Below are 18,359 nucleotides of genomic sequence, written 5' to 3' on the forward strand. Positions count from 1 at the left end.
CGATCGTGCACGACAACGTGGAACTGTGGGAAGGGTCAGGTCAGAGGGGTGAGCCAGTTGTGGTGGGTGTCGGTGCGGAGGGCGGCGGTGTGGCGTTTGCGGAGCGTTTGGGTTAGGGGGCCGGGGTGGCCGGCGGCGATGAGGCGGCCGTCTACTTCGGTGACCGGAGAGGTGCCGGAGGAGGTGCCGGTGACGAAGACTTCGTCGGCTATGTAGAGCTCGGTGAGGTCGATGGTGCGTTCGACGATCGGGATCCCATCTTCGGCGGCGAGGGTGAGTATGGTGCGGCGGTTGATGCCGTCGAGGATGTCGCAGGACACATCCGGGGTGATCAGGGTACCGTTGCGGACGAGGAAGATATTGGCGGCGCTGAGCTCGCAGACGTGGCCGTTGCCGTCGAGGAAGATGCAGTCGTCGTAGCCGCTGTCGATGGCATCCTGTTTGGCAAGCACCGAATTGACGTACGCGCCATTGACTTTCGCGCGCGAGGGAATCGCATTATCAGGAATGCGCCGCCACGGGCTGGATTTCAGGCGCATGCCGTCCTGGGGCACGATCGGGACCGCGTCGTAGACGAAGATGCTGACCGCAATCGCGCAGCCGCGGACCCGGGTGCCCGGAATCGATTCGACGACATGCACAGTCGCGCGGACGAATACGTCCTCGGTCGGCGCGTTGGCCGAGATCAGATCGATGATCGCCGTTCGGAAGCGCGCGAAGTCCCACTCGGCGGCGAACCGGTCGATGCCGATGATCTTGCAGGATTCCTCGAGTCGCCGGAAATGGTCGTCGAGCCGGAATGCGGTGCGAGCCGAGCCATCCACATGCACCGGGAACACGGTGTACACGCTGAGCCCGTACAACACCGCCGAGGATGCGACACCAACCGACGCCGCCCGCGCGTCAATGATCTGGTCCCCGAAATACACCTGTGGATAAGGATTCGCCATCGGCGCAGGCTAGCAGTCGGAACCCGGGCGGGGCGAGGGTATTTCGGACCGCCCGGACCGCCGGTCAGTTCGCCACGACCCTGGCGAAGCGCGCCGTATCCATGTAGTCGCGGAACAGCGTGACCTTGCCGTCACGGACCCGAATGACATTGACGGAGGTGCGAACTCGGGTCCGCTCGGCGCCGGGCACCGTCATATCCACCTCGTTCTCCACAAAGACCACTTCGGGATCGGCTGTTTCGTACACCTGTGGATAGATCCCGTGCACCTCGATGGCCGTGCCGGCACCGGACCAGCGCTGCGCGAGATGCGCCCGGATCTCCTCGCGCCCGACCAACCGGGTCGGCATCCCGGGTATGACGAAGGGGATCTCGAATACCGCATCCGGCGCGAGCAGTTCGACGAATGCGTCGGCATCGCGAGCGGGCAGCTCTCGGAACATGCGTTCAACCAGCTCACGAGGACTTTCCAGCGAATTTTCCACCATGCATGCACCTACTTCAGATAAGCGGAACGTTAACCCCGCTTATGATCCGGAACGGCCGCCCCGCTTGTCAATGCCTCCAGTAAACTCAGCCCGTGACCGAGGGAACCGAAGACACAGCACCGACGGTCGCAGCGGTGCCGAGCGCCAGCGAGGCGCGGTCGTTGACCGAAACAAGCGAAAACACAGCACCACCGGCCGCGGCGGAGTCGACCGCCGGCCAGGTACAGCCGTTGACCGATCGCGCGGAACCACGCCCGCTGCGCGCCGACGCACGCCGCAACCGCGACCGTGTGCTCGCCGCCGCCCAGGAGGCCTTCGCCGCCGAGGGCATTTCGGTACCGCTCGACGAGATAGCGCGCCGCGCGGGCGTCGGCGCGGGCACCGTCTACCGCCACTTCCCCACCAAGGAAGCCCTGTTCGAAGCGGCAATCGTGGACCGCGTCGAGCGTATGATCGCCTACGCCCGCGAACTGGCCGCCGCCCCCGAACCAGACAAAGCCTTTTTCGACTTCCTCGACCGCATGGCCGCCGAGGGCACCGTCAAACGCGACCTGGCCGAAGCCATCGGCGCCGACACCCCCGAATATCTCAAACCCGCCCACGATCTGCGGGCCGCCATCGCCCAATTACTCACCCGCGCACAACAATCCGGTGCCGTGCGCCGCGATATCGATATCGACGACCTGATGCGCGTCGTGAAGGGCACCTTCCTGGCAGCCAATAGCACCAACACCACCGCCGACCAACGCCGCCGCACCTTCGCGATCGTGTTCGACGGACTGCGCGCCCGCTGAGCGCGGCAGTGCGCCTGCCGAATCGCCCATCACCACGGTCTTTTCCGGAGCTGCGCCGCTCGATCGCGCAGGCGAGGGGTACTGGTGGCGATGTATCCGGCTACCGGGCACGATCTCGCCCGCTGTGCCGCCGGATTCGCCTCCCCGTCCGACGAATCCTTCAGAAGTGGGTATGAGCGCGTAGTCGTGCGGCACGCTCGGGCCTCGTGATACTCGACCAGTACCCCAGCAGCTTCGGTCCGGCCGGTCAGGGTTCGGATATCGGATGACCGGCAAGCGAACGGGCCGTTCGGATCTCACGATCGGAACGGCCCGTGCAATTCACCTGTCAGCGCTGCGCCAACAGGACTTCGGCGATTTGAATGGTGTTGAGGGCGGCACCTTTTCGGAGGTTGTCGCCGGAGATGAACAGTGCCAGGCCACGACCTTCCGGAACGCCCGGATCCTGGCGGATGCGGCCGACCAGGGAGTCGTCGTTGCCCGCCGCAGCCAAGGGGGTCGGCACGTCGGTGAGCTGGACGCCGGGCGCCTTGGCGAGGATTTCCTTGGCGCGCTCGACCGAAATCGGCTCGGCGAATTCGGCATTCACCGACAGCGAGTGGCCGGTGAAGACCGGGACGCGCACGCAGGTGCCGCTGACCAGCAGGTCGGGCAGGCCGAGAATCTTGCGGCTCTCGTTGCGCAGCTTCTGATCTTCGTCGGTTTCGAAGGAACCGTCGTCGACCAGCGAACCGGCGAGCGGGATCACATCGAAGGCGATCGGCGCGACGTACTTGTTCGGGGCCGGGAACCGCACCGCACCGCCGTCGTGCACCAGCTTTTCGGCATCGTCGACCACGGCGCGCACCTGCGAGACCAACTCCTCGACACCGGCCAAGCCGCTGCCGGAGACCGCCTGGTAGCTCGAAATGACCAGGCGCTGCAGACCGGCCACATCGTGCAGCGGCTTGAGCACCGGCATCGCGGCCATGGTCGTGCAGTTCGGATTGGCGATGATGCCTTTGACCAGATTGCGGGTCTGTTCCGGATTCACCTCGCTGACGACCAGTGGGACCTCGGGATCCTTACGCCAGGCCGACGAGTTATCGATCACCGTGACACCGGCCGCCGCGAAACGCGGGGCCTGCACCCGGGACATGGTCGCGCCCGCGGAGAACAGCGCGATATCCAGGCCGGTGGGATCGGCGGTCTCGGTGTCCTCGACCACGATTTCGCGGCCGCGCCACGGCAGGGTCTTACCCGCCGAGCGGGCCGAGGCGAAGAAACGCACCTCGTCGGCCGGAAAGTCGCGCTCTTCCAGCAGTTTTCGCATGACGGCGCCGACCTGCCCGGTCGCGCCGACGACTCCTACCCGTACACCCATGGCTGTGCCCCTTTCGACTCGACCGGGAGCGCTGCGTGGTTACACGGCGCTGCCGCCTGCGCGCTTGCCCCGGCCACGTCAGCGTCCTGTTCCCGCGTGGACGACGGCGACCTCGTCGCCGCCCAGATCGAAGGCCTTGTGCAGCACCTGCACGGCCTCGTCCAGTTCGGTGTCCTTGACCAGCACCGAGATCCGGATCTCGGAGGTGGAGATGAGATCGATATTCACGCCCGCATGCGCCAGCGCCTCGCAGAAGGTCGCGGTGACACCCGGATGGCTCTTCATACCCGCGCCGACCAGGGAGACCTTGCCGATATGGTCGTCGTAGAGCACCTGCGAGAAGCCGATCTCGCCCTGACGCTTGGTCAGCATCTCCACCGCACGCGCGCCCTCGGTCTTGGGCAGGGTGAAGGTGATATCGGTCTTACCGGTTTCGACCTTGGAAATGTTCTGCAGGACCATATCGATATTGATCTCGGCGTCGGCGATCGCGCGGAAAACCTTGGCGGCGTAGCCAGGTTCGTCCGGCAGGCCGACCACGGTCACCTTGGCCTCGCTGCGGTCGTGCGCGACGCCCGTGAGGATTGCTTGCTCCAAGGGGATGTCCTCCATCGATCCAGAGACGTAGGTGCCGTGCTTGTCGGTATACGACGAGCGCACATGCACCGGAACGTTGTAGCGTCGCGCGTATTCCACGCAGCGCAGCATGAGTACCTTCGCGCCGCAGGCCGCGAGCTCGAGCATCTCCTCATAGGAGACCTGTTCGAGCTGCTGCGCGTCGGGCACGATCCGCGGGTCAGCGGTGAAAACGCCGTCCACGTCGGTGTAGATCTCGCAGACGTCGGCCCCCAGCGCCGCGGCCAGTGCGACCGCGGTGGTATCGGAGCCGCCGCGACCGAGCGTGGTGACGTCACGGCTGTCCTGGCTGACGCCCTGGAAACCGGCGACCAGCACAACCAGACCGTCGTCCAGCGCGGCACGCACCCGGCCCGGGGTGACGTCGATGATCTTGGCGTTACCGTGCGATCCGGTGGTGATCACACCCGCCTGCGAGCCGGTGAACGAACGAGCCTCGGCGCCGAGCGAATGGATGGCCATGGCGACCAGCGCATTGGAAATGCGCTCACCCGAGGTGAGCAGCATGTCCATTTCCCGAGCCGGCGGCGCCGGCGCAACCTGCTGCGCCAAGTCGAGTAGCTCGTCGGTGGTATCGCCCATGGCCGAGCAGACGACCACCACATCGTGGCCCTGCTTCTTCGTCTCGACGATCCGTTCAGCGACGCGCCGGATGCGCTCGGCGGTCGCTACCGAGGATCCTCCGTACTTCTGAACAACGAGAGCCACGACAGGGTCCTCCAAGATCGACAATCAGCTGCTAACAGCACCCCAGCGTACCGGCCGAGGTCCGACGGAGCTGTTCCTACCTCCTCGGCCAACGAGTATCAACGGGGCCGTGCGCGAATCGTGCTCGGCCGAAACGGATTCCCGCCGTAGTCGATCTTGCACGAGACGTCGGCGCGGATGACCCGGCGCTGCTGCGGGCAGCGGAGACCGAGTGAGAGGACGATGTAGCCCATGAACAGCACGGTGATCGAGGTGACCACGGGACGATCCGAAGTCGTGTACGACATCACCCCGCAGTGCGCGTCGTTCGCGCGGGACGCGGGACAGGACGGACTGCTGCATATCTTCGTGCCGCATGCCACGGCCGGGATCGCGATCATGGAACTCGGGGCGCGCAGCGATGACGATCTGCTCGCGGCACTGCGCGATCTGCTGCCCGCCGATGATCGATGGCGGCATGCACACGGCTCACGCGGGCACGGCCGATCTCACGTGATGCCCGCATTGATCCCGCCCTACGCCACTGTCCCGGTCATCGGCGGCGCGCTGACCTTGGGTACCTGGCAGTCGATCGCGCTGGTCGATCTCAATATCGACAATCCGGATCGGCAAGTGCGCCTGTCATTGCTGCCCGGTTAGTCGGGACGAGCGAACGAGTTCTGCGCGTCGTCGAGCGCGCATGTCATGTCTGCGCGGTTGGTCGAGGCGAAGGCTCGGCGCGAAGCGGGCGAGTTTCGCATATGACCACCTCTTTCGTGCCGCTGGATCATCAGACCCGGGAGAACCAGGTCACCTGGGCGCCGTTGCCGAACTCTCGGCGCTCGGTCAGGGTGAACAGGGTCGGGTTGAACGCACCCGAGAAAGCGGATATGCCGCCGCCCGCGACGACCGGATAGCTCTTGACGATCATCTCGTCGATTTCGACAAGCGCTGCTCGACGCGGCGATCGAGGTATTGGCGAAGGAGGGGCGCGTGGGCTCACCTTCCGCGCGGTGGACAGGGAGGCCGGAGTTCCCGCAGGTACGGCGTCGAACTACTTCACCAACCGCGACGATCTGCTGACCCAGGCGGGCGGGCGATTCTACGAACGTTTGGCGCCGAGCGAGGCGACCATGGCCGACCTGGCGACGGGCCCGAAGACGCGGGCGCATATCACCGAGCTGATGCGGGAGACGGTCGGTCGCATCGAGGCGTTCCGCACCGGCTACCTGGCCATGCTCGAACTACGTCTGGAGGCGACGCGCCGACCGGAGTTACGCGCGGTGATGACCGCGGCCGTGCGGGCGGATCTCGACTTCAATGTGCGCAACCATGTCGAAGCACAACTGCCCGGCGACGAAAATTCGGTGATCCTGCTGTATCTGGCGCTGAATTGGCTGATCGTGGACCGGCTGACGCTGCCGGGAATCTTCACCGAAACACAGAGCCGGGAACTGATCGAGGCCGCGGTCGATCGGCTCGTCGGCCTCGAGTGACACGCCGCGTCGTACGGGAACCCTTGTGACACATGTCACCGTCAGTCGATAATGGGGCGATGATGGCGAATGTCGGAGACCGGCTCCTCGTGCACGGCCACGTGGTTGGACAGGGTGATCGCCACGGCGAAATCGTCGAAGTCCGCGGACCCCAGGGCGCACCGCCGTATGTGGTGCGATTCGATGACGGGCACGAATCGCTCGTCTACCCGGGCCCGGACGCGATCATCGAACCAACGCCCCACTGAGCCGAGGTAGCCCAGGGCCCGCTGGCTGCGGGCCCGCTACCCCCTGCGCAGCCGAACTCACGCCGGGTTCGGCAACGTGTTGCATTTCACGGAACCCTTACGCCCCGCCCCGCCCTCTTCGAGGGCAAGGCCACTGGACCGGTCGATATCGCTTTTCGTCGAGAATATCGAGCCGTAACTCGTTCTCGGCGTAGATAATCGACCGTGATCCCCCCGAGATATGCAGCAGCCGATGTGGCTCAGGGCAGCGCCCGCTCGGTTGACTTGCGATTGTGCCGCTGGGCACAATTTGCCGGTGTAGTTGGGCGGGCGCGGAGGTATGGAATGCGTACAAAGACCGATATCCGTTTCGTCGTCGACGTCGATCCCGAGCAGGTAATGGATGCACTGGCCGCTGTCGAGATGCTCCCGGAGTGGTCCACCTCCTACAGCGACGCCAGGGTCGCCAGCCGCGACGACGATCTGCGACCGCGCCGGGTGTTCGTCAAAGCGCAACAGCTGGGGAGTTCGGATCTACAGGTCCTGGAGTACAAATGGACCGAGAACCGCTCCTCCTGGGAGGTCACCGACAGCACCCGCGGGGTGAAGGGTAGCGGCTGGTTCGAGGTGACCGAGGGCGAGGAGGGCACCGATGTCTGGTACCACGTCGAGCTCTACATCCCGATTCCCATTCCAGGCATGCTGGTGAGCCGGACCATCCGGCGCTCGAACGAAGTCGTCGTGCAGAACTTCATCGAGTTCGCCGAGGGCTTCACCGAGAACGAGAATTATCAGGCCGTCTAGAACCGCACCTGTCGCATTCGGATGCCACTATGTGAATCATGATCGGTTCCAAACGGGCACGGCTGCTGCCAACGGCCGACGATGCGTCGGTAACTCAGCTCGAGTTGTTCTTCGACCTGGTGCTCGTATTCGCGTTCACGATGGTTACCGGCCTGGTCGCACACGACACCAGCGCCAAGAACATGCTGCGCGCGCTGCTGGTACTCGCAGTCATGTGGTGGCTGTGGATCGCCTACTCCTGGCTCGGCAATGTCGTGCGCGCGGACGAGGGCATCGCGCGCGTCGGCATGTTCATCGCGATGGGCGGCGGTTTCCTTGCGGCACTTACCATTCCGGAGGCTTTCCAGGATCTGCCCGGCGGCTGGTTCGGCCCGCTGGTCTTCGCGATCGCGTATCTGATCGTGCGCCTCGTGCACCTGGGCATGTTCTTATTGGCCAGCGCCGAGGATTCGCAGCTGCGCAACCAGGTGCTGCGCTGGAGTCTGGGTTCCATCACCATTGGCACCACACTGCTCGTGATCGCCGCGATGACCTCCGGGACGGCGCAGTTCGTGCTGTGGATCGCCGCGATCGTCGGCGATATGGGGTGGACCCTGCTGGCGGGTGAGGACTGGCGGTTGAATTCGGCCAGCCATTTCTCCGAACGCTATGGGCTGATCATTATTGTGGCGCTAGGTGAATCGATCGTCTCGATCGGCATCGGCGTTGCCGGACTCCCCATTTCGTGGCCGATCGCGGTCGGATCGCTACTCGGGCTCGCGGTTTCGGGCCTGCTGTGGTGGGCGTATTTCGATGTGGCGGCGCTGTCGGTGGAGCACGAGTTACGGCAGGCCGTCGGCGAGCAACAGATCAAGATCGCCCGCAACTCCTACACCTTCTGGCATTTCCCGATGATCGCCGGGATCATCGGACTCTCGCTCGGACTGAAGAAGGTGCTCTACTACGTCGGCGACGAATCGGCACACAAGCTGACGGACGCGCTGTCCGGGATACCGCTGTTCGCGCTGTACGGCGGTGTGGTGCTGTATCTGATCGCCCTGGTCGGGTTCAAGCACTACGCGACTCGAAGCATCACGGTGCCGCGACTGGTGGCCGCCGCGGTGCTGCTTACGCTGATTCCGGCGGCCTGTGCGCTACCCGCGCTGGCCGCACTCGCCCTACTGTGCGGTGTACTGATGCTGCTGATCATCTGGGAGACAATGCGTTACGCGCAGCCGCGCGACGAGATCAGGCACGCGGCACACGGCTGAGGTGGTAGTGCACGGTCTGTTCGTGCGGCGTCGGCCCAAGGTTGGACGGCTCGACGCGCACCCCGGCGTGTACCGCGTCCCGGATCTGATCCACGTTCTCGCGGATCATGTCCGAGACCAGCTCGTCGGTGCGCGGATCCGCGAGCACCTGGAAGACGATCCGAAATGTGGTGTCGGCGATAAGCCGGATGATCTCATCGTGAAACGGGATGTAGCGGACCCGTCCGGCCTGCGGATCGTTCTTGATGAGTTCGAGGATCATCTCGTCCATTTCGGCGCGGTTCTCCTCCAGCGCCGCCGCGATATTGCGGGTGTAGTGCCCCGCGCGCAGCACCTGCGCGACCTCGTCCAGGATGGCGATGGTCATGGGGCGCTTGATGACATCGACGATGGTCGTCACGAACCGGTTCACCACCGCGGCGGTCACCCGTTCGCCGAGTGCCCGATCGGCGACCCGGCCGACGCGCACGGCGATCACCACGATGCGCAGTAACCGGAACCCACGGAAGAACGGGCTGGTCACCGGAATCATGCCGAGCACTTCGTACCAATAGATGAGCGGGAACGTCCACGGCCAGCCCGCACGACGCCAGCGCCAGAGGAATTCGGCGGCGAATATCGCGCAGACCGAATAATCGAGCAGCACGATCACGCGGTAGGTGTGCGCGGACACATGGAAGAAGCTGACCCAGGTGACCAGCACGACCGCGACGATGGCGAGCGCAAGCATCACCAGGTCCGACCACAGCGCAGGCGGTTTGCGCGGAAAATCCAGCTTCGGCCCGTCGTCGAGACCGGGTGTGGTCGGCCTGGTTGGAGTTGCCACCTGAGGATCCCTTCGACGCCGAACGGTCCCGCCGAGGGTAATACGCGTTCGGCCGGGGTTAGTTCCCAGCGCGGATGATCGCCTCGACATTGCGTTCGGCCAGTGCGGTGATGGTGAGCGAGGGGTTGACCGTGCCGGTGCTGCCCGGAATGCCCGCACCGTCCATCACGTAGAGGCCCGGATGGCCGTACACGCGACCATTGCCGTCGGTGGCCCGGCCGAGCACCGCACCGCCCAGCGGATGCGCGGTGAACAATGCGTTCGCGTCGTAGCCGAGTGCACCGTATTCGACGAGGGCATTGGAGCGTTCGGCGATCCGGTGATCGACCGCGCGGGCGGCCGCCACGATATCGTCACGATTCTCGCTCGACCAGGACAGCCCGACCGCATCGCGGACGCGGTCGTAGCCGAAGCGTGCGCGGGCCGGATCGAGCACCATTCCCAATGAGGCGAGCGCGCCGGTCTCGAACGGAATGCCTGGGATGTACCAATTTTCGAGTGTGAGCGGCACCGCGGATTCGTCGAGGATCCGGCTCGCGCTCGGCACGCCCTGACCGAGACCGGCCACCTGGCTGGCACCACGAGCCAGCACCACATCACCATTGGTGCCCCAGCCATCGCCGATGTGCTCATTGAGATTCGGCAGTGCGCCGGTCGCCTGGGCCCGCACCAGCAACTCCGAGGTGCCGACCGAACCCGCGCCGAGGAACAGGCGGTCACAGGTGAGAGTGCGGGTGCGGATCACCTCGCCGGTAGGCGCGAGTTTTGTCACGGACACCGAATAGCGGCCGCCGGATTCCTGTGCGATGGCATCGACGCGGTGCCCCGGATAGACGGTGGACTTGCCGGTGTCCTGGGCATACCGCAGGTAGTTCTGGTTGAGATCGAACTTCGCGCCGTTGGAGTTGCCGAGATTACTGCGCGCCACCGTCGCGGACGGCCTTGTGGTGCCCGCGATTTCGCCGCGCAGCACATCCCAGTTGAAGATCGAGTCATTGGCGACCGGCTCATAGCCCGCTCGGCACACCTGCTCGTCCCAGGCCCGGGAATGCGTGAACGGCGCGGCGGCGTACAGATCCGCCGGAATAGGGCTGAGCCGCAACATCTCCCGCACGCGCGGGTAATAGACGCGCTCCATTTCGCTGTAATCGACGATGCCGCCGAAGACGTGGTCGAAGAAGCGGCGCTCGGGCGCGACCATCGCACCGGAGAAGATGATCGAGCCGCCACCGACCGCGGCCGCTCGCCACACGTCGATGCCCGGGTACTGGGTGCAATCGAGCACCCCGCCGAAGCTGGCGAAATGCATCGGCACCTTGGTGACGCCGGTGAAGGTGGTGCGATGCCAGAACCCGCGGCCGTCGGGCAGATCGTCACCGGTGAAGATCTCCCGCCACGGATCGTTGGGCCAACGCGAACCGCGCTCCAGCACGATATTGGCGATGCCGGCCTCGGCCAGGCGCAGCGCGGTGACCGAGGCGCCGAAACCGGAGCCGATGACGATCGCGGGCGAATGATCCGGCGGATCGGGAAGTGGCGCAAAGATTTCCGGTACCCACATGCGGAAGAGGTTGTCCCACAGGGGATCTGCGGCACTGGATGGTCCGGCACTCACCGCAATACCCGCGACACCCAACATCGCGGCCACACCGGATGCCTTGAAAAAGGCACGTCTCTGCACCCGGGCCACCTCCCTCTACACGCATGGCCGAGCGCAGACTACCGGGATTCGGCCGTGCTGAACAGTGCTGGCAATGATCTTGGTCGACCAGCGGATGCACAGTCGGCGACAGTGGTTGTCGAGCATGCCCGAGCACCCCGAAGCCGGAAGAACGCGCAGCCTGTTCAGTCCGCGAAAGGGGCCCCATCCGGCTTACAGGTCGCACCAGGGGCGGGAAGTTGCAGGTCGACGAGATAGTGCTCCTGGAGACGAGTCGCGCAGTCGCTTACCACCGAATGGCCATAGCCGTTCTCGATCACCACCAGTCTGGCGTTGACCATTTCCTGCTGGGCCCGACGAGCAGCCGTCAGCGGGGTGATTGGATCGAATCGGTTGTTGAACAGCAGGGCCGGCTTATCCGAGCGCAGAATCCACGGACCGGTAATGCGCTGCGGATACCCCCTGGTGGATGCCGTCCAGGCCCCACAGGCCTGGCGCAGATACAGCCACATGGCGCCATAATGCGGGGCGGTATCCGCGAGTTCGGTTGCCAGCGTTGGCCATTGCTCGGGTTCGCGACCGAAGTTGTTGTCCGCGCAGCTGATCGCGGTGAAGGCCTCGAGGAAGCTTTCAGTGAAACCGCCCGCGGCCAGAATCTGTTGTACGGCATCAGGATTGCCCGCCGGACCGCGCTCGAGTTCGGTGAGCAGCTCGGCCAGCGCGGGCCAGCCTTGCTTCGGGTCGTAGAGCATGGTGGCGTGGGCGGGCAGCACCTCGGTCAGGGTCACCGTTCGCACGCGCTCCCCCTGTCCCACCTCGATCGGGCCCTGACGCAGCCGCTCGAGCACGGCATCGTCGCGGGTGCGCAGCGCAGCGGCGTCGGTCTTGGCCGGGCCCGCGAACGCGCAGCGTGGCTGTCCCGCTTCGGCACACAGCCGCAGGAATTCCGTGAGCACCTCCTCGGTGCCCGCCGCGGAGTCCGCGACCTGGCCGCGCGTGTCGTTGGTGTAGGCATCCGGGTCGATCATCGAACCGAGTTGCAGCGCCCGGACCCGGTCGCCGAACAGCGCGCCGTAGACCTCGCCCAGATAACTCGCATAAGACCCGCCCTGGTAGGTCATCGTCGCCTCACCGACCGCGCGACGCAGCAGATCCAGGTCGCGGGCGGCATCGACGGTGGTGAGATGCGCCAGGAGCTCCGGACTGTTCGTCGCGCAGGCGGCAGCCAGCTCGCGGGCGTTGCGCGCGGCGATGCCCTCCTGTTCGGCATTGGTCGGCGGGAATAAGAATCCAGACCAGAACCGGTGCTGCTCTTCGGCATTCGGGAAGCAGCGCAGCTGCCCGCTGCGGCCGATGCCACGCTGATCGAAGGTGATCACATCGAATCGGCGGGCCAGCTCGCCGGAGAACAGCTCGCCATGACCGGCCCACTGCAATCCCGAACCGCCCGGCCCGCCGACCACGGTGAACAGGGTGCCGATGCGACGGTCACTATCGGTGGCGGGCTGTTTGAGGACGGCCAGCGACAGCGTCGCACCGTTCGGCCGCGCGTAGTCGATCGGGACCGCAGCCGTCGCGCACTGATAGTTGCTCAACTCCGGTTCGGTGCACCGCACCCAATCGAGCGTCGGGGTCGGCGCCGCATCAGCTTGCGCGACGAGTTCGGCGATCTGCGATACCGCCTGGCTCTGCCGGGCGCACGCGACCAATGACGGCACCAGGACAATCAGTGCCAACCCGACGATCTTCCACCCGCGCATACCGATCATCCTGCGTTGCGGACCCGGCCCTCGTCGTCCTCCTTTGGGACCAAACCCGCTCCGCCACAACCCTGATCGCCCAGCGCCGTGCGGTAGAGGATCCACTCGACGCGCTCCCGAGACCCGCACTAGACCGGTCTGGTCCGCCGCGGACGAGGTGTCAGCTCACCGCCGCGGTTCGGGCAGACCGCATCAATCGTCGTCGCGCACGGTGCGCAGAAGGTGCGTTCGTAGCCGCAGATATACGCGATGCCGTCGAGTGCGAGGGCCGCATCGCCGCGCTCGCATACGGTCCGCATCTCGAGCGCCATGCTCCTCCTTCGCCGGTCCACGACAACTGCCGGTCACACAGACTATTGCGCCGACGCATCCGACCCGACTACGACATCAGCAGCCGGACGACGGCGATACTGCCCACCACGACGATTACCGCGCGCAATACGGTGGGCGGCATCCGCCTGCCCAGCTTCGCGCCGAGCACGCCGCCGATGATCGAACCGACGGCGATCAGCGCGGCAACGCGCCAGTCCACATCGGCGATCAGCGTGAACACCATCGCGGAAACCGCGTTAACCAGCAGGCCGAGCACATTTTTGACCCCATTGAGCCGCTGGATGTCCTCATGCACGAACACCCCGAGCAATCCGATCAACAACACCCCCTGGGCCGCGCCGAAATAGCCGCCGTAGATGCCGCAGAGAAATATCGCGACGTACAGGATCGGACCGCCGTGTTCGGGTGCCGGACCGGTATCGGCCGCGCGACGCCGTTTCACCCAGCGCGCCAACCGCGGTTGAACCACGACCAGGATCAGCGCCGCGATGATCAGTACCGGCACGATTGCCTTGAAGGCCGCGGCGGGCAGGACGAGCAGCAGGATCGCACCGGTGATGCCGCCGAGCAGGGATGCGGAGCCGAGGCGGACCAACCTGGCCCGCTGTCCCCCGAGTTCGCGCCGGTAGCCGTAGGCACCGCTGACACCGCCGGGGACCAGGCCGATGGTGTTCGACACATTCGCCGTGACCGGCGCAATCCCGAAGGCGAGCAATACTGGGAAGGTGATCAGGGTGCCCGATCCCACAATGGTGTTGATGCCGCCCGCCGCGATGCCCGCGCCGAAGACCGCCAGTTGCTCCAGCCAAGTCATATGAAGTACCTCCAGCCCGGTCGGAACGCTAATCGTCAGGTCGGATGACCCGACGATGGGGACCGGGCTTTCGAAGGTGCGGCACGGCACGGTAAGCTCGCCGACATCATGCAGCGGGCACTTCTTCTCGGCCGCCGCGGCGGGGTCTGATCGGACTGGCCTCCCGTCGCGGGGTTCTGCCGTGCCGGTCGACCCGATAACTGGGATTCACGACACCTGGAGAAATCGCATGTCCCCTGCTGACGCCTTCGTATCCAGCTCGCGCACTATCACGCCCCCGAGCAAGCCGGCCCCGGCCGACCAGGCCGCCTGGAACCGGCAGAAGAACTCCTCCATGCCGACCTTCCGCTACCGGCCCTTCGCCGAGGAGGTCGAGCCGATCACGCTGCCCGACCGCACCTGGCCGGACAGAATCATCGACCGCGCCCCCGGGTGGTGCGCCGTCGACCTGCGCGACGGCAACCAAGCCCTGATAGACCCGATGAGCCCGGCCCGCAAGCGCCGCATGTTCGATCTGCTGGTGCGGATGGGTTACAAGGAGATCGAGGTCGGCTTCCCGTCGGCCAGCCAGACCGATTTCGACTTCGTCCGCGAGATCATCGAGGACGGGGCCATCCCCGAGGACGTCACCATCCAGGTGCTGACCCAGTGTCGCGCCGAACTGATCGAGCGCACCTTCGAGGCATGTGCCGGTGCCGCCAATGTGATCGTCCACTTCTACAACTCGACCTCGGTTCTGCAGCGGCGTGTGGTTTTCCGCGCGGACCAGGCGGCAGTGCAGAAGATCGCGACCGATGCCGCGAAGCTGTGCCTGGAAATCGGGCAGAAGTACCCGGACACCAACTGGCGCTACGAGTACAGCCCGGAGTCCTACACCGGCACCGAACTGTCCTACGCCAAGGAGGTGTGCGACGCGGTCACCGAGATCATCGCGCCCACCCCCGACAAGCCGATGATCATCAACCTGCCCGCGACCGTCGAGATGGCGACCCCGAATGTGTACGCCGACTCGATCGAGTGGATGAGCCGCAATCTGGCCCGCCGCGATTCGATCGTGCTGTCGCTGCATCCGCACAACGACCGGGGCACCGCGGTGGCCGCCGCTGAACTGGGCTACCAGGCCGGCGCCGATCGCATCGAGGGCTGCCTGTTCGGCAACGGTGAGCGCACCGGCAATGTCTGCCTGGTGACGCTGGGGATGAATCTGTTCTCTCGCGGGGTCGATCCGCAGATCAACTTCTCCGATATCGACGAGATCCGCCGCACCGTCGAATACTGCAACCAACTGCCCGTGCACGAACGCCACCCCTACGGCGGCGATCTGGTCTACACCGCGTTCTCCGGTTCGCACCAGGACGCGATCAACAAGGGGCTGGACGCGATGAAGGCAGCGGCCGACGCGGCCGATTCCGATGTCGACGACATCGTGTGGGAGGTCCCGTATCTGCCGATCGACCCAAAGGATGTGGGCCGCACCTACGAGGCGGTCATCCGGGTCAACTCGCAGTCCGGTAAGGGCGGCGTCGCCTACATCATGAAGACCGATCACGGGCTGGTGCTGCCGCGGCGGCTGCAGATCGAGTTCTCCCAGGCGATCCAGAAGATCACCGACGGTGAAGGCGGCGAGGTTTCGCCGAAGGAGATGTGGGATGTCTTCGCCGAGGAGTACCTGAGCCCGATCCGGCCGCTGGAGCGGATGCGGCAGAAGGTAACGGCCTCGGAGACCGACGGCGGCGTGGACGCGATCACGGCGGTGGTGAAGGTCGACGGCGTCGAGCAGGAGATCACCGGCGCGGGCAATGGGCCGCTCGCCGCATTCGTCGACGCGATCGCGGCGGTCGGATTCGATGTGCGGGTGCTGGATTACTCCGAGCATGCGATGTCCGCGGGTGACGACGCGCAGGCCGCGGCGTATGTGGAGTGCGCGATCGGGGACAAGGTGGTGTGGGGTGTCGGCATCGCCACGTCGATTACGACGGCGTCGCTGCGGGCCGTGGTGTCGGCGGTCAACCGGGCGCACTGAGGCCGAGTTCGACACGGCCGGGATGTCGTTGGGGCCGGACTCGTCGGGTCCGGTTCCCTGCGGCCGGACCCGTTCGGGCCGGGCGCCTCGGGCTGGGTTCGTTCGGGCCAGGCTCATTGGATCGCGCTCGTTCGGACCGGGCCCCTCGAGCCGGACTCCTTCACGTTCGTTGAGCGGGATATGTGAGCCGGATCCATTGGGGCCGAGGTCGTTCGGGTCGGTCCGAGTGATCCGGCACCTCGGCTGAGACCGCGAAGTACGGTGAACGCACGATGCCCAACAGATGACGACTTGTCGCCGACCGGGGCGTCTGATTCTCGAACTCGCTGTTGGACAGCGTTTTCGAGTTGCGGCTGGTCGCGGTGCAGCACTCGCCGTGGCGGCCGCGTATACCACGACGCGCGGCCGAGTACCCCGTGCTAGCGTTGATTCGCATTCAAGCGCCGAGCTCTCTGCTCGAATTCCGAGCAGATGGGGGAACTGTGACAACTAACGACCACAATCCGACTTCTCCGCCCTGGCTGCAGAGTCATGCGGTGGATACGGCCGAGGTCACCACCGACTCCTCGGCGCCGGATGAAGCGGCCGAATCCGCGTCCGCCGATGCGGGATCCGAGCACCCGGATGGTGAGCAGGGCACCGCCGAGCCCACCGACCAGGCCGAACAGCCCGATGACCCCGCAGAGCGGTTCACCGGATATCCGGCCGGTCCGACGGATCAGACCACCATCTACCCACAGGCCGGGGTGCCGCCGCAACAGTACGCGGCGGCCGAGGTTTTCGCGCCGCCCGGTGCGTCGGGGCCGTACAGCACCGGTCAATTCGCGCAGCCGTATCAGCCGAATCCCGGTCACAGCGGTAGTCATCCGGTACAGCCCGACCCGTCCTATGCCGAGTACCGGCAAGAGATCGGCCCCGATGGGCTGGTTCGACGGGTCCCGATGGAAAGCCAGGCCGAGCCGCAGAGCGGGCCGATCTATAGTTGGGCGCCGCCACCGCCACCGCCGGTGCAGCAGCCACCGATGTATCAACAGCCGCCCACGGGGCAACAGCCCCCGATGGGGCAACCGCCCATGGGCCAACAACCGCCCACCGGACAGCTGCCGTATGCCGAGCAGGGGCCAGGCCCTGGTCCGATGCCGTACACCGAGCAGGGGCCGCCGCCGGGTTGGCAAGGCGGACCGCCGAATCCGCAGCAGCCGTTCCAGCCGCAGCATGTGCCACAGCCCGGCCAGCCGGGGCATTCGGTCAATGACCTGAACCTGCTCAAGCGTGCCCGCAAGGCCCCGCGCGGTGGCTGGCGGCGCGCGGTGCACAAGGCGTCCGGCGGCATGATCAATCCGGGTGAGTCCGCGGCGGATGTGGTCTACCGCGATCTCATCGATCGGGTGAATCAGCCGGTGCGCGGGGACTATCGGATCGCGATCCTCTCGCTCAAGGGTGGCGTCGGCAAGACCACGACCACGGTCGGGCTCGGCTCGACGTTCTCCTCGCTGCGTGGTGACCGGGTCATCGCGATCGACGCCAATCCCGACCTCGGGACCCTGGGGCACCGCGTGCCGCGGCAGACCCGCTCCACCGTGCGCAATCTGCTCGAGGATCAGCACATCACCAGGTACTCCGATGTGCGGGCGCATACCTCCCAGGCACCGAGCCGACTGGAAGTGCTTGCCAGTGAACAGGATCCGGCGGTTTCCGAGGCCTTCAGCGAGGCCGATTACCGCCAGGCCATCGGTATCCTGCAGTCGTTCTACAACATCATCCTCACCGACTGCGGTACCGGTCTGATGCATTCGGCCATGGCCGGTGTACTCGATATGGCCAGCTCACTGGTGCTGGTGACCTCGCCGGCCATCGACGGCGCCCGCAGCGCCTCGGCCACCCTGGACTGGCTGGACCACCACGGCTACGGCAAGCTGGTCGAGCGAACCGTGGTAGTGGTCAACGCATCTCGCCGCGGTGCCTCCACCGTTGACCTGGACCAGCTACGCAAACTGTTCCTCGACCGCACCCGCGCGGTCCAGGTGGTGCCCTTCGACGACCACCTCGCCGAAGGCGCGGAAATCGACCTGGAACTGGTGAGCAAGCCAACCCGCCGCGCCCTCCTGGAACTGGCCGCCATGGTCGCCGACGATTTCGGCTACATCGGATCCCAGCAGTACCGCCCCGGTCCGCCGAGGCACCACTAGCATCCGGTTGCGTCATCGGGGGCGCGCCCGGGCCCGAAGCCTGCCGCCGCACCCTCGAGA

17 protein-coding genes and 1 pseudogene are annotated in these 18,359 nt (G+C 65.7%); 8 read left to right on the forward strand and 10 right to left on the reverse strand.

The window, feature by feature from the left end; genetic code table 11:
* Positions 1–35: 35 nt before the first annotated feature.
* On the reverse strand, positions 36–950 hold the full coding sequence (locus tag ACW2Q0_RS27350; protein ID WP_457193790.1) for an aminotransferase class IV: 915 nt from the start codon (positions 948–950) through the stop codon (positions 36–38).
* 64 nt (positions 951–1,014) lie between these two features.
* Entirely contained in the window at positions 1,015–1,437 is a 423-nt protein-coding gene (locus ACW2Q0_RS27355; RefSeq protein ID WP_457193791.1) for a nuclear transport factor 2 family protein, read from the reverse strand.
* 92 nt (positions 1,438–1,529) lie between these two features.
* Between ACW2Q0_RS27355 and ACW2Q0_RS27360 the strand changes: the two genes are divergently transcribed.
* Complete coding sequence (locus ACW2Q0_RS27360; RefSeq protein ID WP_457193792.1) at positions 1,530–2,231, forward strand: TetR/AcrR family transcriptional regulator; 702 nt, start codon at positions 1,530–1,532, stop codon at positions 2,229–2,231.
* Between the two features lie 328 nt (positions 2,232–2,559).
* On the opposite strand, the gene ACW2Q0_RS27365 is transcribed toward ACW2Q0_RS27360, so the two are convergent.
* Both ACW2Q0_RS27365 and ACW2Q0_RS27370 read right to left on the reverse strand, forming a co-directional pair.
* Positions 2,560–3,594 carry an aspartate-semialdehyde dehydrogenase gene (locus tag ACW2Q0_RS27365; RefSeq protein WP_457193793.1) on the reverse strand — a complete coding sequence of 345 codons (1,035 nt, stop codon included), beginning with the start codon at positions 3,592–3,594 and terminating at the stop codon, positions 2,560–2,562.
* Between the two features lie 78 nt (positions 3,595–3,672).
* Positions 3,673–4,938: an aspartate kinase gene (locus ACW2Q0_RS27370; RefSeq protein WP_457193794.1), complete on the reverse strand. Its 1,266-nt coding sequence runs from the start codon at positions 4,936–4,938 to the stop codon at positions 3,673–3,675.
* 231 nt (positions 4,939–5,169) lie between these two features.
* Between ACW2Q0_RS27370 and ACW2Q0_RS27375 the strand changes: the two genes are divergently transcribed.
* Positions 5,170–5,577, forward strand: a complete 408-nt coding sequence (locus ACW2Q0_RS27375; protein WP_457193795.1) for a secondary thiamine-phosphate synthase enzyme YjbQ — start codon at positions 5,170–5,172, stop codon at positions 5,575–5,577.
* A gap of 130 nt (positions 5,578–5,707) precedes the next feature.
* Here ACW2Q0_RS27375 and ACW2Q0_RS27380 read toward each other — a convergent pair whose 3' ends face one another.
* The gene (locus ACW2Q0_RS27380) at positions 5,708–5,848 is read right to left on the reverse strand and encodes a hypothetical protein (RefSeq protein ID WP_457193796.1); all 141 of its coding nucleotides are present in this window, start codon (positions 5,846–5,848) and stop codon (positions 5,708–5,710) included.
* A 20-nt stretch (positions 5,849–5,868) separates the two neighbouring features.
* Between ACW2Q0_RS27380 and ACW2Q0_RS27385 the strand changes: the two are divergent.
* The 4 genes and pseudogenes from ACW2Q0_RS27385 to ACW2Q0_RS27400 all read left to right on the forward strand — a co-directional run bounded on the left by ACW2Q0_RS27385 (position 5,869) and on the right by ACW2Q0_RS27400 (position 8,694).
* Positions 5,869–6,413: pseudogene (locus ACW2Q0_RS27385) on the forward strand (TetR/AcrR family transcriptional regulator).
* A 59-nt stretch (positions 6,414–6,472) separates the two neighbouring features.
* Positions 6,473–6,661, forward strand: coding sequence for a DUF1918 domain-containing protein (locus ACW2Q0_RS27390; RefSeq protein ID WP_457193797.1), 189 nt, complete (start codon positions 6,473–6,475; stop codon positions 6,659–6,661).
* Positions 6,662–6,985: 324 nt separating this feature from the next.
* A complete protein-coding gene (locus tag ACW2Q0_RS27395) occupies positions 6,986–7,444 on the forward strand; it encodes an SRPBCC family protein (protein WP_457193798.1) in 459 nt (152 codons plus the stop codon).
* Between the two features lie 38 nt (positions 7,445–7,482).
* A complete protein-coding gene (locus ACW2Q0_RS27400) occupies positions 7,483–8,694 on the forward strand; it encodes a low temperature requirement protein A (protein WP_457193799.1) in 1,212 nt (403 codons plus the stop codon).
* On the opposite strand, the gene ACW2Q0_RS27405 is transcribed toward ACW2Q0_RS27400, so the two are convergent.
* The 5 genes from ACW2Q0_RS27405 to ACW2Q0_RS27425 all read right to left on the reverse strand — a co-directional run bounded on the left by ACW2Q0_RS27405 (position 8,672) and on the right by ACW2Q0_RS27425 (position 14,087).
* Entirely contained in the window at positions 8,672–9,520 is an 849-nt protein-coding gene (locus tag ACW2Q0_RS27405; protein ID WP_457193800.1) for an ion transporter, read from the reverse strand. The genes ACW2Q0_RS27400 and ACW2Q0_RS27405 overlap by 23 nt on opposite strands.
* A 58-nt stretch (positions 9,521–9,578) precedes the next feature.
* Positions 9,579–11,201: a GMC oxidoreductase gene (locus tag ACW2Q0_RS27410; RefSeq protein ID WP_457193801.1), complete on the reverse strand. Its 1,623-nt coding sequence runs from the start codon at positions 11,199–11,201 to the stop codon at positions 9,579–9,581.
* 164 nt (positions 11,202–11,365) lie between these two features.
* The gene (locus ACW2Q0_RS27415; RefSeq protein ID WP_457193802.1) at positions 11,366–12,940 is read right to left on the reverse strand and encodes an alpha/beta hydrolase; all 1,575 of its coding nucleotides are present in this window, start codon (positions 12,938–12,940) and stop codon (positions 11,366–11,368) included.
* 128 nt (positions 12,941–13,068) lie between these two features.
* The gene (locus ACW2Q0_RS27420; protein ID WP_457193803.1) at positions 13,069–13,251 is read right to left on the reverse strand and encodes a DUF1272 domain-containing protein; all 183 of its coding nucleotides are present in this window, start codon (positions 13,249–13,251) and stop codon (positions 13,069–13,071) included.
* 68 nt (positions 13,252–13,319) lie between these two features.
* Positions 13,320–14,087: a sulfite exporter TauE/SafE family protein gene (locus ACW2Q0_RS27425; protein WP_457193804.1), complete on the reverse strand. Its 768-nt coding sequence runs from the start codon at positions 14,085–14,087 to the stop codon at positions 13,320–13,322.
* A 229-nt stretch (positions 14,088–14,316) separates the two neighbouring features.
* Between ACW2Q0_RS27425 and leuA the strand changes: the two genes are divergently transcribed.
* Together leuA and ACW2Q0_RS27435 are read left to right on the forward strand one after the other, a co-directional pair.
* On the forward strand, positions 14,317–16,110 hold the full coding sequence (gene leuA / locus ACW2Q0_RS27430; protein ID WP_457193805.1) for a 2-isopropylmalate synthase: 1,794 nt from the start codon (positions 14,317–14,319) through the stop codon (positions 16,108–16,110).
* Positions 16,111–16,592: 482 nt separating this feature from the next.
* Entirely contained in the window at positions 16,593–18,299 is a 1,707-nt protein-coding gene (locus ACW2Q0_RS27435) for a nucleotide-binding protein (RefSeq protein WP_457193806.1), read from the forward strand.
* Positions 18,300–18,359 lie beyond the last annotated feature (60 nt).

This window comes from Nocardia citri, from assembly GCF_054065835.1.

Excerpts from the sequence above, each read along its gene's own strand:
- ACW2Q0_RS27415 (WP_457193802.1), bottom strand. The coding sequence starts at position 12,940 with ATGCGCGGGTGGAAGATCGTCGGGTTGGCACTGATTGTCCTGGTGCCG.
- ACW2Q0_RS27395 (WP_457193798.1), top strand. The coding sequence starts at position 6,986 with ATGCGTACAAAGACCGATATCCGTTTCGTCGTCGACGTCGATCCCGAG.
- ACW2Q0_RS27355 (WP_457193791.1), bottom strand. The coding sequence starts at position 1,437 with ATGGTGGAAAATTCGCTGGAAAGTCCTCGTGAGCTGGTTGAACGCATG.
- ACW2Q0_RS27380 (WP_457193796.1), bottom strand. The coding sequence starts at position 5,848 with ATGATCGTCAAGAGCTATCCGGTCGTCGCGGGCGGCGGCATATCCGCT.
- ACW2Q0_RS27420 (WP_457193803.1), bottom strand. The coding sequence starts at position 13,251 with ATGGCGCTCGAGATGCGGACCGTATGCGAGCGCGGCGATGCGGCCCTC.
- leuA (WP_457193805.1), top strand. The coding sequence starts at position 14,317 with ATGTCCCCTGCTGACGCCTTCGTATCCAGCTCGCGCACTATCACGCCC.
- ACW2Q0_RS27390 (WP_457193797.1), top strand. The coding sequence starts at position 6,473 with ATGATGGCGAATGTCGGAGACCGGCTCCTCGTGCACGGCCACGTGGTT.
- ACW2Q0_RS27350 (WP_457193790.1), bottom strand. The coding sequence starts at position 950 with ATGGCGAATCCTTATCCACAGGTGTATTTCGGGGACCAGATCATTGAC.
- ACW2Q0_RS27425 (WP_457193804.1), bottom strand. The coding sequence starts at position 14,087 with ATGACTTGGCTGGAGCAACTGGCGGTCTTCGGCGCGGGCATCGCGGCG.
- ACW2Q0_RS27400 (WP_457193799.1), top strand. The coding sequence starts at position 7,483 with ATGATCGGTTCCAAACGGGCACGGCTGCTGCCAACGGCCGACGATGCG.
- ACW2Q0_RS27365 (WP_457193793.1), bottom strand. The coding sequence starts at position 3,594 with ATGGGTGTACGGGTAGGAGTCGTCGGCGCGACCGGGCAGGTCGGCGCC.
- ACW2Q0_RS27375 (WP_457193795.1), top strand. The coding sequence starts at position 5,170 with ATGAACAGCACGGTGATCGAGGTGACCACGGGACGATCCGAAGTCGTG.